This is a genomic window from Pseudoxanthomonas sp. z9, assembly GCF_006542425.1.
Lineage (GTDB): Bacteria > Pseudomonadota > Gammaproteobacteria > Xanthomonadales > Xanthomonadaceae > Pseudoxanthomonas_A.
Genome location: NZ_VFID01000009.1, coordinates 53,938 through 68,740 on the forward strand (window position 1 = coordinate 53,938; position 14,803 = coordinate 68,740).

The 14,803-nt window shown below is 59.4% G+C and carries 13 protein-coding genes; 5 read left to right on the forward strand and 8 right to left on the reverse strand.

Annotation, left to right across the window (positions count from 1 at the left end):
- Positions 1–19 precede the first annotated feature (19 nt).
- Complete coding sequence (locus FG323_RS11225; protein WP_141454708.1) at positions 20–505, reverse strand: hypothetical protein; 486 nt, start codon at positions 503–505, stop codon at positions 20–22.
- A 708-nt stretch (positions 506–1,213) separates the two neighbouring features.
- On the opposite strand from FG323_RS11225, the gene FG323_RS11230 reads away from it, so the two are divergent.
- Together FG323_RS11230 and FG323_RS11235 are read left to right on the forward strand one after the other, a co-directional pair.
- A complete protein-coding gene (locus FG323_RS11230; protein ID WP_141454710.1) occupies positions 1,214–1,744 on the forward strand; it encodes a HEPN domain-containing protein in 531 nt (176 codons plus the stop codon).
- 114 nt (positions 1,745–1,858) lie between these two features.
- On the forward strand, positions 1,859–2,164 hold the full coding sequence (locus FG323_RS11235) for a hypothetical protein (RefSeq protein WP_141454712.1): 306 nt from the start codon (positions 1,859–1,861) through the stop codon (positions 2,162–2,164).
- A gap of 352 nt (positions 2,165–2,516) precedes the next feature.
- Here the strand turns inward: FG323_RS11235 and FG323_RS11240 are convergent, their stop codons facing one another.
- Positions 2,517–4,475 carry a winged helix-turn-helix domain-containing protein gene (locus tag FG323_RS11240; protein ID WP_141454714.1) on the reverse strand — a complete coding sequence of 653 codons (1,959 nt, stop codon included), beginning with the start codon at positions 4,473–4,475 and terminating at the stop codon, positions 2,517–2,519.
- A gap of 178 nt (positions 4,476–4,653) precedes the next feature.
- Between FG323_RS11240 and FG323_RS11245 the strand changes: the two genes are divergently transcribed.
- Positions 4,654–5,499 carry a DUF2306 domain-containing protein gene (locus FG323_RS11245; RefSeq protein ID WP_141454716.1) on the forward strand — a complete coding sequence of 282 codons (846 nt, stop codon included), beginning with the start codon at positions 4,654–4,656 and terminating at the stop codon, positions 5,497–5,499.
- A 65-nt stretch (positions 5,500–5,564) separates the two neighbouring features.
- Here the strand turns inward: FG323_RS11245 and FG323_RS11250 are convergent, their stop codons facing one another.
- Both FG323_RS11250 and FG323_RS11255 read right to left on the reverse strand, forming a co-directional pair.
- On the reverse strand, positions 5,565–5,945 hold the full coding sequence (locus tag FG323_RS11250; protein WP_181444183.1) for an ammonium transporter: 381 nt from the start codon (positions 5,943–5,945) through the stop codon (positions 5,565–5,567).
- Positions 5,942–6,238, reverse strand: a complete 297-nt coding sequence (locus tag FG323_RS11255; RefSeq protein WP_141454717.1) for an autorepressor SdpR family transcription factor — start codon at positions 6,236–6,238, stop codon at positions 5,942–5,944. The genes FG323_RS11250 and FG323_RS11255 overlap by 4 nt, the downstream gene beginning before the upstream one ends.
- A gap of 138 nt (positions 6,239–6,376) precedes the next feature.
- On the opposite strand from FG323_RS11255, the gene FG323_RS11260 reads away from it, so the two are divergent.
- Positions 6,377–7,492 (forward strand): AAA family ATPase, encoded by a 1,116-nt coding sequence (locus FG323_RS11260; protein ID WP_181444184.1) that lies wholly within the window; start codon positions 6,377–6,379, stop codon positions 7,490–7,492.
- A 100-nt stretch (positions 7,493–7,592) separates the two neighbouring features.
- Here the strand turns inward: FG323_RS11260 and FG323_RS11265 are convergent, their stop codons facing one another.
- From FG323_RS11265 to FG323_RS11280, 4 genes are all read right to left on the reverse strand, one after another.
- The gene (locus tag FG323_RS11265; RefSeq protein ID WP_141454722.1) at positions 7,593–7,910 is read right to left on the reverse strand and encodes a hypothetical protein; all 318 of its coding nucleotides are present in this window, start codon (positions 7,908–7,910) and stop codon (positions 7,593–7,595) included.
- 670 nt (positions 7,911–8,580) lie between these two features.
- Complete coding sequence (locus FG323_RS11270; RefSeq protein ID WP_181444185.1) at positions 8,581–10,941, reverse strand: S8 family peptidase; 2,361 nt, start codon at positions 10,939–10,941, stop codon at positions 8,581–8,583.
- Between the two features lie 244 nt (positions 10,942–11,185).
- A complete protein-coding gene (locus tag FG323_RS11275; RefSeq protein ID WP_141454725.1) occupies positions 11,186–12,166 on the reverse strand; it encodes an ATP-binding protein in 981 nt (326 codons plus the stop codon).
- A gap of 570 nt (positions 12,167–12,736) precedes the next feature.
- Positions 12,737–13,621, reverse strand: a complete 885-nt coding sequence (locus FG323_RS11280) for a LysR family transcriptional regulator (RefSeq protein ID WP_141454727.1) — start codon at positions 13,619–13,621, stop codon at positions 12,737–12,739.
- A 178-nt stretch (positions 13,622–13,799) separates the two neighbouring features.
- On the opposite strand from FG323_RS11280, the gene FG323_RS11285 reads away from it, so the two are divergent.
- On the forward strand, positions 13,800–14,798 hold the full coding sequence (locus FG323_RS11285) for an NAD(P)-dependent alcohol dehydrogenase (RefSeq protein ID WP_343192862.1): 999 nt from the start codon (positions 13,800–13,802) through the stop codon (positions 14,796–14,798).
- Positions 14,799–14,803: the final 5 nt, after the last annotated feature.

Genomic DNA, 14,803 nt, shown 5'->3' on the forward strand with positions numbered 1-14,803 from the left:
ATTCCGGTGAGGTCTAATTTCACCACCCCGCGGCTTTCCGGTGCTGGTACGCGAACTGGATGGTCCTCAGCAGCGGATACTGCTCGGGTACGGCAGCCGTTGCAATTTTCCGAGGCGCAATCTCGGTGGTGATTTCAGCTAGTAGTTCTGCTGTAGTTTTGATGAGCCCACCCCCCAATGTTTTTACGTTGGCATTGCTGGCAAAACCCAAGACCGCAATTTGCTCGATGGTGTCGGGCAGCGCGATGTTGTTACCAAAGAGTCCTGGGATGTGTTTACGTCCGGCTTCAAACTTCTTGGCGTAGCGTTTCTCTCGGACCGCCCAGGGGTTGGCGTCCATGCTGGGCTCCAAGTGCACTAAATGGTGTCGCGTGGGGCAGAAGGCAACAACGTCCAGTTCGCAGTCGTAGCCACCATTGAGTCGCTTACCGACCGCCACATTTCGGCGCACGAAATAGCCGCGGAACTCGTACCACTCGGCAACGAGTTGTTCAAGATGGTTCATGGCCACTTCTCCTGCTTTGTATTGACCGTCCAGCTTGCCCACATTGAAACGCGAGTCAACAGGCTTCTACCCGACCGCATCACTTCAGGCGCTGGCGATATCCACGGGATATCTGATTAATACCAGCAGAGTGGTCACATACAGGAATTGATGTTCAGCAAGACCGGAACTCGCACAAAGCTAGCGCACCATTTTCCGCTGGTTTGGGTACGCTCGCCTTCAGCCAAAGACGGGCATGTTCGGCCGCTCAACAACTCAGCATCTAGCGCTTTTGCTTTCAGGTCCACCTGCAGCCCTGTCCAACCGCGTATAGTACCAACGGCCGGGCTGGGACAACTATGCTAGGCCCGAGGGGGCAGTGCGCCACAGATCACATAGCGGCAAGAGTGCCGGTCGCAGCAAACTCATAGTCGCTACCTCACGCGAAGCCTTGAGGTCCCAAGGTGAGTCGCGGGCGACGAGTCGGCGCGGCAAGACCATCTTGCCGCCGGTTCCGGATGCTATCCTGCAGACAGGCGAACGACGGGAGGATTCTCCTTTTATGAAGATGCCGCCGATGATAGCGCCCGTTACAACCGCTCTGACAAGGACTCCCGAGTCGATTCCAGCTGCGCCGCCCGCACAGCCCCCGTTACCGCCTGCCCCTGCGGCGCAGCTAAGGGCTGTCTCCTCAGCTTATACGGGCGCCAAGCTACAACCGCGCCCCTAATGACCATAGTCGCCCCCGAGAAAATCAAAGCGGCATCGGAATTGGCGTGGATAGCAAACGCGTTCGCGGAGGGCGCAGTTCGGCTAGTGGAGACCCAGGAGAATGAGCCCATCAAGGACTATTACGCATCCAGGGTGCCGATGTTCCTTTTTCACCATGCGATTGAACTCACGTTCAAGGCGGCTATCTTGGCGATGGGCGTCGAGCCACCCAAGACCCATAGCCTCCAAGTCTTGACGGAGTTGTGCTCAACGGTCTGCCCGATCGTCTCGATTCCGATACCCGAATTCCTATCATTTGGCCTGACGTTCGAAGATGACCTTTTCGGGCCCCAGTTCGCCAAGACATTCTTCAGCGAGCTGAACCTGCACTTCAGGTACCCGACTAGCAAGGCAATGGAGAGTCACATCGAGATGGCGATGACGCGGGAAGACTTCTTAGACCAACTTCAGACCTCTAGGCGCCAACTTTTTCAAGTCTTAAATCCTTTGTTCTGGAATTCGAACGACTTTCACGCCCAGAGATTCTGACTAGTTGTGTCAGATGCAGATTCGTTGGGATATTCGAGTTGAGGAGAGAATTCTCCTACCGGCGGGCTGGAAGGCTTCGTGATTGATCAAGCCAACCGCAGGTAAGTCAAGACAGTGAACACGGTGGTCACTAAGAGAAGGGCCGTCAGTGCAGCAGGCATCGCCCAACTGACGAAAGAACTTCTCAATAGATATGGATCGATACGTAGCGTCCGGAACGGCATAAGCGCTAATTTCTTCTCTGGTGGCTTTACCGGACTGAGGAGCGTTCATTTACGTGGCAAGCGAGACAAATTCCGAGTCTGGTTGTCGCAAGACTTAGGTCCGGTGGTCTCCCAATGGATTGAGGAGGAGATTGAGGAACTGGATCGAGGGATCGAACTTGAGGAAATCAATGAAGAGCGCGAGCATTTCGAATAAGTTGGGCAGCAGGGAATTGACGAGCACGGCTACATAGCCGGATGCCATGCAGCTTATTTTTCGCACCTGCCTCGCAAATATTCCGTTCTTGGCCAATGCCGGTCACAGGTGCTGACTATGGCGTGTTGGCTAGTGCTAACGCCTGCTGGTCAAAGGACAAGGAATCCAGCAATGCAGTCGGTCTGCATATTCTCGTATATCGTGCGTTAGTGCCGACGGCATGCCTCTCGAACCGGGCACTGGCATCGTCTGCAACGCAAGTGTAATGCACGTCACATTCGCCCAGCAGAAGGCGCACGAAGATCGTCATCGCGAACTTTTCCTTTTGCGTCCAGCAGCAGTCCGCATTCGCTCAACGGCATTGGAAATCGTTGGCACCGACCGGCCCGCATCCGTCGCCCCAGCGCCCGGTCCTGCGCCAGTAATCAGCAACCCCGGCTTGTATGAGCAACGCTTTGAACTCCGGACGCGCGCGCATGCCGGAGTACGGTGCATTCCAAAGGGCGACATAGGGGTATTGCGTCATCGTGCCATCCCGGAATCCGGGCTGGGTATTCAGCTCCAGGCGCAGCGCCGCCACCGCCAGTTCCGCATCACCCAGGGCATCGGCCACGCTAGTCCGCGTGTACGCCAACTGATGGCCTCCGGTATACGCATCGTCCGCGAGCGCCCTGCGCACGAGGCCGAGCATCGCGGGGCGGTCATCCAGCACCTGGCCCAGGTCGCGCAGGAATGGCGTATCGAGTCCTTCATGCCGCATTAGGCGCTGGTGCAGCGCGTGCAGCTCACGCGAACTGCCCTGTCCATGGCCTGCGAGTTGGCGCATGAAGGCCACATAGTCCGGCTCGCGCTGGCTACCTTCCAGTTGCAGCCCGCGCCGGTACTCGGCGTCCGCGTCGCGGTAGCGTCGCGCGGCGGTGTAGTCGTATTGCAGGTCGCGCGACAGGAACAGCGCCCTGGGTTCGATTGCCCGCACCTGCTCGACCAGGGCGATGGTCTCTTCCAGATGGCCCATTGCGTACAGCATGTAGGCGTAGTCCCAGGTGCGCTCCTTGGTTGGCGGTCCGGCGCTGGCGACCTGCTTTGCCAAGGCGATGGCTTCGACTCGCCGGCCTTCGCGCCATAACGCATTCGCGCGGTCCCGCCGCGCCACCCAGCTGTGCGGTGCGAGGCGGGCAATATCGCGCCGGACCTGCATGGCCTCGGCGCGCAGCGGCTCCGCCTGCGGGCCATCAAGTTCCTGCGCCATCGCCGTGAGCGACGATGCCAGGGCATCCCGGCACAGTACGCATTGCGGGTCCAGCGCCACCATCTCGCGAGCCAACTGCAGGCGCTGGCGGTCATGCTCGACATCGAATCGTTCGCGCATGACGATGCTGCGCCAGCGCAGGAACCGCTCGTAAGCATCGACCTGGGTCGTGCCGCCCTGCTCGCGGTTGAATCGGGCGACATCCAGTTTCACGCGCAGAGCCAGGGCCACGTCGCGCGAGAGCGCGTCCTGCAGCGCGAACACGTCGCGCAGTTCGCGCTCGTAGGTCTTGGACCACAGGTGCGAGCCGTCCTCGGCCCGTACCAGTTGCGCGGTGACGCGCAGCTGCGTCCCTTCCCTGCGGACGCTGCCTTCGAGCAGGTAAGCCACGTCCAGCGCACGGCCGATCGCGCGCAGATCGACGTCCCTGCCCTTGAAGGCTGCGCTCGATGTCCGGCCCACCACGCGCAGCGCGGGCGACTGCGCAAGCTGGTTGCGGATCTCTTCGGCCAGACCGTCCGCCAGGTAGGCCTGGTCGCGCGCCTGCGAAAGATCGACGAACGGCAAAACAGCCAATGACGGCGGCGACGCCGCGGCGCGGTCCGGTCTGGCGCGGAGCGGGTCGCGCATCACCCAGATTAGGACACCTGCGGTCAGCACCAGCAGCGCGGTCCATACGAACGTCCATGCCTGTCGCGACCGCCGCACGGCGACCGGGTCGGCGTGCGTGGTGCCAACCTCAACGAGCGGCATATCGAAGCGATAGCCGATGCCGTACACGGTATGCAGCAGGCGCGGACGCTGCGCGTCTTCGCCCAGGACCTGTCGCAGCAGGCTCATGATCCGGTTGAGTACATTCTGGGTGACGTGCCGGTGGCCCCACACGGTATCGAGGATCTCATCGCGGGTGAAGACTCGGCCGGGCGATCCCGCCAGCAGCGCCAGGACGGCGAACGCCTTCGGTTCAAGCGCCTGCGCCTGTCCCGCACGCAACAGCCGTCGGCCGGCGAAGTCGATGACCACGTCGTCGAAGGCCAGGCGGTCGGGATTCGGCTGTGGCATGCGCTCCCCTGCGGGCGGAGCCCGCCGGTCCAGTATAGGTGCGGGTCCGGGGGGACGCAGCGTGCCATCGGCACCAGCACCTCACGATTTCCTGAGTCTGCCCTAAGGATGTGGAGGGCCTGCGGAGCGACGCTGCTGGACCGGGAGCCCTCCATCGACGGAGCGGCGGGAGGACATCATGAACACGCGATCTGCTCGCCTGGACACCATCGAAAACCGTCTGCTGCGCCGGATCGGCGGTGCTTTTCGGCTCATCGCGCTGGTCGGACTACCGACCTTCGGCGCGTACATCGTGCTCCGTGCGGCAGGCACCACTCCCAGGAACTTCGACCAGTGGCATGCGCTGGTGGCCGGCCTGGCCATCCCGAGGGCCGGGGATTGGATCGCCAATCTCGGCATCGGCCTGCATTTCGCCATGGGCACGGTGCTGGTGTCGGCATGGCCGATCCTGCTTTCATCCCGTATCCGCAGTCGGCACCGCGCGGTGCACCGCTGGACCGGCCGCGTCTATGTCAGCGCGGGCGTGCTGGCAGGCGCGGGAGGCATGTCGTTCATCCTCACCCATGGCGCCTATACACCGGCCGCATCGGTCGCCTTCACGATCTGGGGCGCGGTGATGATGCTGAGCGCCGCCATGGCCTTCGTGCATGCGCGCGCAAAACGTTTCGATCGGCATCGCGCCTGGGCGATCCGCCTGTTCGCAATGGTGCTGGGTTCATGGGTATTCGATCTGGAAATCCGCGCCTGGAAGGACCTTACCGGCGGCGTCGGCATGGGCGCGGGCAGCAGCAGCGGCCCGTTCGACTACGCGATCCTGTACCTGTTCTTCGTGCCCAACCTGCTGGTCGCAGAATACTTCATCCGCAACCTGCACACACGCATTGCATTGCCACGCCTATTGAAGTGGTCCGTCATCGCGGCATCCGCCCTGGCCTGCGCCGTGTTCGCCTACGCGGTCGTGGCGGTGACCGCCACCCCGGCCGGCAAGTACGGGAAGCACCTGCTGCAAATTGCCGGCGGATGAGCTTTCATGCGAGGGCCGGGACACCTGCATGTCAAACGACGGAAGGCATGAAGCGCGTTTCCCCGCTAAGGTACCGATGCTTTCGCCTTTGCCCGGAGCGACAGACAATAGGCGAGCGTCACCGCGATGCCCAACAAAACAGCGGCGCACCCACCGATGACGGCTACCTGGGTCGGTGCGAATGCCCACAGCCCCGCATAGACGAGACCACTCAGCGCCAAGGACCAGCCCCCCACGCGTGTGGCCCGGCGTGCCCACGCGTTCGGCACGAACCGCTTGGGCATACGATTTCCGAACCACGCGACCATCAGCCCAATGGCACCCATGACCAATCGCTTGACCGTTTCGTCGTCGACGTAACCCAGTTTGCGTGCAAGCGTCGCCCCCAGCGCAAGTACCAGAATGCCGACACCCCAGGCGAGGTCCGCCATCAGTTCTCTATTCATCGCACAGTTCCCTTCTTGGATTTCGGCGTATCGGTGCCGACGCCGAAGGAATGGACGAAGCCGAGTAATGCTTCCTCGAGCACCGAAAGCTTCAGGTGATAGATGACGGACTTGCCGGCCTTCTCGACATGTACCAAGTCGGCCTCCTTCAACACGGCGAAATGCGCCGACATCGTGGGCTTGGAGACGTCGAACTGGTCGCTGAGCTCGCCCGCACTCAGCGGTCCATTGCGTAGCAGCTGCAGTACCCGGCGGCGGGTAGGGTCGGAGAGGGCTCGGAAGACTTGACTCATAGTGCGATAATTAGCTAATTATCGAACTATGTCAAGGGCCCGCCGGGGCATACAAGACACCAGGAACCAATCCAAAGTGCGCCTCGCCCAAACGGGATATCTATGTCGTATTCTCTCGGTCGAATATGGGGAGTCCGGATGCGCGTCGAGCTTAGAGTGCCGAAGCTGCCTGATGGCGATGAAGAGGCCGCGCTCGCCACCTGGCACAAGCGAGTCGGTGACAGGGTGCGTCAGGGCGAGAGCATCGTCGATATCGAAACCGAAAAAGTCGTGCTGGAAGTTCCTGCGCCGTCGGATGGTGTGCTTGCGGAAATCCGCTTCCACGAAGGCGTGGCGGTACTCCCGGGTCAGTGCATTGCACTCATTGAGAACGAAGTCTGGCGCGAGGACGGGAGCGCTCGCGTGTTGCCCGCTATCGACGAGGCAGCACTGGCGAGTCTGATTGAACGTGCCAAGGCGATGACCGGGCTGAGTCGCGCAAAGCAGGAACTACTGGAGACCATCGCTCTGATACGCGTGGTCAGGAAACGCTTCGACGCCGGACTGGCGTCGGACATGGGAGCGTTCCATGCCGTTTTTTCAGGCAACCCCGGTACCGGAAAGACAACGTTTGCGCGGCTCTACGCGGCGGCACTTAAAGCACTGGGCGTCGCCAGCAAGGACAAGGTCGTTGAAGTCACCCGTGCAGATCTGGTCGGAGGTTATCTTGGTCAGACGGCGATGAAGACGCGGGAAGTCATCGAGTCCGCCATCGGCGGATGCCTCTTCATCGATGAGGCGTATGCGCTCGTGAATGATGATGAGGATTGGTATGGCAGGGAGGCACTAGCAGAGCTCATCAAGGCAATGGAAGACAATCGCTCAGACCTTGTCGTCATTCTCGCCGGCTACACGGAAGACATGGGGGAGCTACTTAATGTCAATCCTGGCTTGAAGTCACGCATCCTATCTACAGTTCAGTTTGACGATTACAGCGAAGACGAGCTCGTGACCATCTCAAGATCAGTTGCGGCGGACAAGAAGTACGAACTCGATACGGCAGCAGAGCCGGATCTGCTGCTACATTTCCGGAACGCACGAGCCGAAGCGAAGAGCAGGACCTTCGGAAACGCACGTGAAGCGCGAAACATGATTGAACTGATGATCCGAGCCCATGCCGTCCGTGTTGCCGCCATTGCAAATCCGACCATTTATCAACTTTCCCGCTTGGAGGCATGCGACCTGGCGGCCGTAGTTCAATGGCGAAACCGGTAGACGGGCTAGTCGTTCGCCTCTGGCCTATAGCGGACTCGGGCAAGCCAAAGGACTGGCCTTGTCAACCGTAAGGGGGCCCCGGCGGGCAGACTGACTGAGCCTAGGGGACTACGCCTACCTGCAATGCAGCTTCATAGCCACCGGGGACGTACAGCGGCAGCTCTCCCGCCCTGGTAGTTTCCTGCTGGTAAGCCAGCATTCGTTGCTGGCCAACCTCGGCCACATTGCGATCGAGGAACTCCTTGGCTTCGAGCTTGATGCCCTCCGGCAACGGCAGCGAACCACCGAAGTACACCGCGCTTGCTGGCTGCGTTGGAGGCCTTGTGGCGCTTGTCCAGGTGATCGGCAAGTTCGACCGCTTTCGCCACCACGTCTGTGCCCATACTGGCGTGAACGGCTTGCCATCGAGGATCGCCACCAATGAGCGATGCGTGCCGACCAGACGGGTCAGGCGCTGAGAAGCCCAAAAGCCCCGTAGCGACGACAGTTCCTGCGAAACCCGACTGCCAACGGTCCCCACCGGAGTTGTAAGTTGCGAACCTCATCGTGGCGTAGGGGCGCACCCGCAGTATCTTCACCAACCGCCAGGCGATCAATTCTAGCGAAGCTTTCACAAGCTTTCGGCAGTCCCAAATTGTGCTGTGACCACAGCATCCAGCCGGCTTGGCCGCGCTAACTGGCCTGTCTGGCCTGAAGGTCCAGATAATTGTCGCTTTCGTAGGTGGGCTCAGGGCAGGTACACAAGAAGAAACAAGCGCGACGGCGCCAGACTTGCGTCCAGCGTCCCTCTGGCTGCGCGCTAGATATATCTCTTCGCCCTTTCGGCGGTTACGTTCGCGCTCTAGTGCCGCTCGCTGGCCGCCCGCCCGTCCAGTGGCCGTTTATCCAGTCACGTATCGAGCCCCCCCGACTTGGGCGGCCAGAGAAAACGGTGGATGAGCTCTTCAGGATCAATGTCACACGGAGACCGGACACGACGCTGGCCATCACGCTACCGCTTGAACGGGCGTCAGGCTTACAGAAGGAGCTGTTAGCTGCTGTCGCCAAGTCCCCGGGGTAGTGGAATCCGGTAACGATCATTCGAATTACTAGCCAGCGACGACTTGCACAGGCGGTTCGATTCGCTGACGGATCTCATGGTATAGCGGAATCACCGAGTCGATTGCTACTTCTAGTGAGACGCATAGACCAAATCGAATTGGCTCCGCGAAACTTCCGGCGTCTTCCTCACAATTCACCTTGCATGTGAACTTGGCTCCATCAACATAAACAAGAGCTCGTTCTCCTTCAAAAATTTGGTGTTGCACTGTGCCGCGGCGCGCGGCATTGTGCTCTGCTGAGTTTTCTCGCTCTACACCCAGTTCGTTACCGACATCCGTCATCCACAGACGTGCGCGTCGGTAACCTTGATGGGCGTGGTTAGTTGGAGAAATCCAAGCCAGGGTGGCGGTCATCCGTCGCCATTCTGTCGTTCTAGCCAAGCTCGGAGGCAATGGCGCCGAGAACTCAAATGCGCTGCCTGCACTGAGAGCTCCCACGCCGAGTATCGTTGCTCTCTTGGCTGTGGAGGCGAGCGATCGTTCTGGATTCAGGGCACCATATCCCAACCATCTAGCCAAGAAATCCTTTTCCTTCCTACGCCTCGCAGCTGTGTCCTGGACCTCTGCTATATCTGTCCTAAGCGCTAAAAGCATGGCTGGTAAATCACCCCATGAAGCCCCATGCACCAACAAAGCTTTGATCAGTACAGCATCGTATTGAGGACCTGGCGCTGAAGGAATTGCCCTTCTCAATTCTTCAAGTTCTTCGTAAATCTGCGCTGCCAGCCTGCTTGTCAGTGCCGCAGCATTGCTAGTTCCTCGCGAGTACCCCGTAGGGTCTGAACCACCAGTTAGCGGTGGCAACGCAACGCGCTGTCCGGGTGGCCGACGTGCCAGAACAGATTCGACCTTGGTAATGTGTGGTTCGCCGCCGAACGCTTCAGTATGTAGACATCGGCCGCCTGGGGCCAAAAGATCCGGCTTTATTGACCGTTTGTAACCATGGCCAATTCTGGAGAGCGGACTCACTCCAGGCATGTTGAATAGATCGAGGCGGTCGGCCACCGGGACTGCGTGGGAAGCATCGGCATGCAGTGCACCTACTGTCAGCGCGTTCATTGCCTCAGCAGGCGATATCAATCTGCGTCGGTCAGCCTGCTGCAGCAGCGCGCCTAGCGCGAGGCCGCGTCTCTGCGCTTCATGCATGGCGACCAACTCCCCACGAGGTACAAGGAGCTCCAAGCTGCTAGCATCGTTGCCCGCGCTCACTATGAAGAGCACGTTGTAGCGATGAGAAAGCCAATCGATCAAGCGGGCCCACGGGGAAATGTCTCGTGAGAAGATTCTGTTTGCGTCGCCAAGTGAGAGATTGATGATCTTTACGCTTGGTGCCAATGGTGCGCTGCCGGCCTCTCCTTGACATATCCGCTTTACTGCTCGATGTACCAAATCAATTAGTAATACATCGTTCGGCACCGCTTCGGAACGCCTATCGTGGTAATTATCTTCAGGGTCAGGCCTTAGAACTGGGCGGACGTAGATCTTTCGGGTCAGGGGCGCTTCCTTGGCATCAAGCTCGCCGTGAAAGATGAGCGATGCCATTGCTGTCCCGTGAACGCGATCCTTGGCTTCATAGTTTGAAGCCCAATCGTCGGGGTCATCTATCGTGATAGCGTCTCTCAATAAAGCATGATTTGCCATTGGCAACCCATCAAGGAGTGCAAGGACCGGGGGCGCGCGCTCCTGCACTCGAACTTCCGCGACAACTTGTTCGCCTTCCTCTACTTCTCCTCCCTCGACGCACTGCGGCCTGGGTCGGAAGTACATGATCCGGTCCGAGAGGATAAGATCATTCAAATCCCCCCTCAGAATTTCCTCGATAGAGTTTCGAGGCAGCTCTACAAGGATGCCTTGATAGGCTATTTCATTAATGTGAGCTTCGCTTATGACGATGCCATTGAGGGCACTTACAAGTTCGCGTACCTGCGCTATTGTGGCCGCGTTCTTGGCGAAGGACCTGAAGTACCACGTCTCAATCTCAAAGCGAATGAGGTCCTTCCCGCTATCCACCTCGTCCTGCCAGTATGTGAGAACATCGGTATTGAGTCGGTCTCGCACGTCCCAGTAACGAATCGTCTTTAGGTGCTTGAAGACATACTTGAATGATCCATATCCGTCATCGAATGGAGCCTCTGGATCTCGCTCGTATCGCTGCCAGAGCGCTATCAGCTGATCCAGTGCCTCCTTGTTTGACCCAACGAGAAAGATGCGCCCCGCCAAATTCGACATGGGCGCATCGGGGACAGAGAAGTCCTCGTCTGGCGCCACCTGGTCTTCCATAAGCTCGAAGAGCCATTCCAGGCCCTGAATGCGTCCTACGGCTTTCGCGAATCTGTCGATGGAACCCATGACCTCCATCACGAGAACCAGCTCGGGATTGTCTACAGGTGAATGGCCGTTAGCTTTTAACCGTCTACCCTCCATTGCGCTCTGTAGAACAGAAAACTGTGGCGCGATGCGCTCGCGTTGCCGCTCTATCGGAGGGGTTTGGATGAGAGGCGGACGACCATTCAGCTCGTCACGCGCTAACGCCGCGCGCTCGGGAAAAAACAGTAATGGAAACTCACCTTGCGACATCCATGTCTCCATGTGATCAGGTTTGAGTGGCTACACTGAACCTTGATTGCCATTGCTTTAGACGATCCTGAAGAATCATCTTCAAGTTGGCATTGGGCAGTGAGAGCACGTATCGCCGCTGAACGTCTTCGCAGAACTGCTCTAGATCAGAGAAGTTGCCGACATTGAGCTTTGCTGCCAGAGACTTTGGCGTCATACCAAGCGGGGCTTCCAACTTGTCTTGCAGCCGACGGAACCAATCCTCCTTCTGCTCCAGCGTGGGCGCAGGCATTTCCAAGCGCAACTGGAATCTACGCCAGACCGCACGATCAAGGAGTTCGGCGTGATTGGTAGCAGTAATGACCACGACATGGCTTGGAAGAGCGTCAATCTGCAGGAGTAGTGAACTGACAACGCGCTTAATCTCGCCTGTTTCGTGCGTATCACCACGCTCTTTACCTAACGTGTCGAACTCATCGAAGAAAAGAACGCATTGATGAGTGCGCACGAAATCGAAAAGCCGCTTAAGGCGACTGCTCGTCTCACCAAGAAAGCTACCTATTACCGCCTCATAGCGCACTACGAAGAGAGGCGCCATTAGTTCATGCGCGACCGCTTCTGCCAAGGAAGTTTTTCCATTCCCTGGTGCGCCCGACAGCAACATGCGATGGCGCGGCTCTAATCCATAGGAGCGCAGAAGGTCGCGCCTTTGCTGCTCTTCAACTAGTTCACGGCAGGCTGCCCGGACTCCGTCATTAAGCAGCATGGAGTCCAAGGGGCGCGCCGGCTCGATCTCATACAGTAATCCCCCATGGCCGCCATCGTGCGCCCGGATCACATCTGCGGTCCGTCCGCGCGGTGTCGCCGACTTCAGGTTCTGAACCAGTCGGTCCGCCAGTTGGTGGTGTTGCTTGGCGCGTTCCTCAGCCGCCATCGCTTCGACGGTGGTGCGGAAGAGCTGCTGGTCGCCCTCACTACCAGCCTTCACCAAGTTAACGATTAGGTCTGCTCGGGACATATACCCACCTGACATTGCTCATGTTCGTCTATGCCGCGTGCCGCTGTCCACGCACGGCCATTGAACTCTGCCCCCGTCTCGGGGGTTGTGACGATATTTATATTATCATAAATATGATATGTTTTATTCATGTCGAGCTTGGAAAGACTCAGCTTTTGCCTAGCAGAGGATGAAATCGAGGCCTTGGAAGCCCTGCGTCACCGGCTGGGTCTACAGGGCGTGCTTTTCAACCGAAGCGAAGTTATCCGTGCAGCCCTCCATCACCTAGCTGGGCAGGGTGACGCAGACTTGCTCCTCGCAATCTCAGGAATGCCCCGATTCAAACCTGGAAGGCGAGCCAAGCGAGCCGAATAGCTGGCGGCACAAAGAGCATTCTGGGAAATATCGCCTTCTGGGCATCGCTTTCCGAGAAATCTCGCCACTGGCTCAACTTCGATCTCCCCCGAAGCTGCGAATGCTGATATTGACAGGACACCGTGCCGGGCTGAGCACAGCGCTGATGCTGGCCACCCGGTTTCGATGTCCGCTATCGACCGGCTGAATCCGCCACCCTAAGCGACATTCCCGCTATTACATCCGCAGCGCATCCACCACCAGCGAAAACGCCGGCGAGTGCTGGCGCCGGCTCGGGTAGTAAAGATGGTATCCCGAAAACGGCGGACACCAGTCCTGAAGTACGCGCACCAAGCGACCTTCTTCGATGTGAGGCGCAAATTCTTCCTCCGGTAGGAACGCGATGCCTGCGCCGTCGAGGGCTGCCAGCACGATATGGGGCGAGGTATTGAAGATCGCCTGGCCCTCGACACGCACGTTCACTTGTCGCCCACGGCGCTCGAATTCCCAAACGTACACGCCGCCGGAGGGGAAACGGATGTTGATGCAATTGTGTCGCGTCAGGTCCTCGGGAACCTTTGGCGCGGGATTCTTGGCGAAGTAGGCAGGCGATGCCACGGCCGCCATACGCAGCTTGGAACTTATCGGTATCGCGATCATGTCCTTGTCGATGCTCTCGCCCAGACGCACACCGGCATCGAAACGGTCAGCGACGATATCGCGGAGCCCATAGCTGACGTCGAACTCGATGCGGATGTCCGGATAGTGATGCATCACCGGCATGAGCTTGGGCAACAGGATTGTGCGCAGGACCCAGTCACCGCAGGTGATGCGTACCGATCCTGCGGGTTTGTCCCGCAGTTCGGTCAGTGCATCCAGCTCGGATTCGATTTCGTCGAAGCGGTTGCCGATGGCCTGGAGTAGCCGCTCGCCTGCCGGCGTCGGCGACACGCTGCGCGTGGTGCGGGTCAGCAGCCGGATTTCCAGCCGCTCCTCCAGAGCCTTGATGGCCTGGCTGAGGGCCGACTGGGAGACCCCCAGCACCGCACCGGCGCGGGTGAAGCTCCCTTCCCGGGCAACGGTGACGAAGGCCAGCAGGTCATTAAGGTTGCGTCGCGCCATGGGCCTAGTCTGGCACGATCAATTAATTAGTAAAGCTAATATGGTCTAAAAGCATTAATCCACTAATCAAGTGAATCGCGCGAGGGGAGAATTTCCGCACCCTGCTTCCTGGCCCAGAGAAACCCCATGTCTGTCAATAGCGTACGGCGCCTATGCCGGCGACAAACCCTTGGAGCCGATGGAGATCACCCGTCGGGCATCCGGCCCCCACGACGTGCAGATCGAAATCGCTTTCTGCGGCATCTGCCACTCCGACCTGCACCAGGTCCGCGCCGAATGGGCAGGCACCCAGTTCCCTTGCGTGCCGGGCCACGAGATCGTCGGGCGGGTCGCGGCCGTGGGTGCGCATGTCAACGGCTTCCAGCCCGGTGATCTAGTCGGTGTCGGCTGCATGGTCGACAGCTGCAAGCACTGCGAAGACTGCGCCAGCGGGTTGGAGAACTATTGCGATGGCATGGTCGGCACCTACAACTTCCCGACGCCGGACGCCCCCGGCTGGACGCTGGGCGGCTACTCCCAGCAGATCGTCGTCCATGAGCGCTACGTGCTGCGCGTGCGCCATGCAGAAGAACAACTGGCGGCGGTCGCGCCGCTGCTGTGTGCCGGTATTACCACGTATTCGCCGCTGCGGCACTGGAATGCCGGTCCCGGCAAGAAGGTCGGTGTGGTCGGCATCGGCGGCCTCGGGCACATGGGCATCAAGCTCGCTCATGCGATGGGTGCGCATGTCGTTGCCTTCACGACCTCCGAGTCCAAGCGCGATGCCGCCTTGGCGCTGGGTGCCGACGAGGTCGTGGTCTCCCGCAACACGGACGAGATGGCCGCACACGCGAAGAGCTTCGACCTGATCGTCAACACGGTGGCTGCATCGCACGACCTTGATGCCTTCCTCATTCTGCTCAAGCGCGACGGCGCAATGGTGCTGGTCGGCGCGCCCGCCACGCCGCATCCGTCACCGGGCGTGTTCAACCTCATCACCAAGCGCCGCACGCTGGCCGGCTCGATGATCGGCGGCATCCCGGAAACCCAAGAAATGCTCGATTTTTGCGCCGAGCACGGGATCGTGGCCGACATCGAACTGGTCCGGGCCGACGAAATCAATACCGCCTACGAGCGAATGCTCAAGAGCGACGTCAAGTATCGCTTCGTGATCGACAACGCCACGCTTGCCGCTTGATTGCG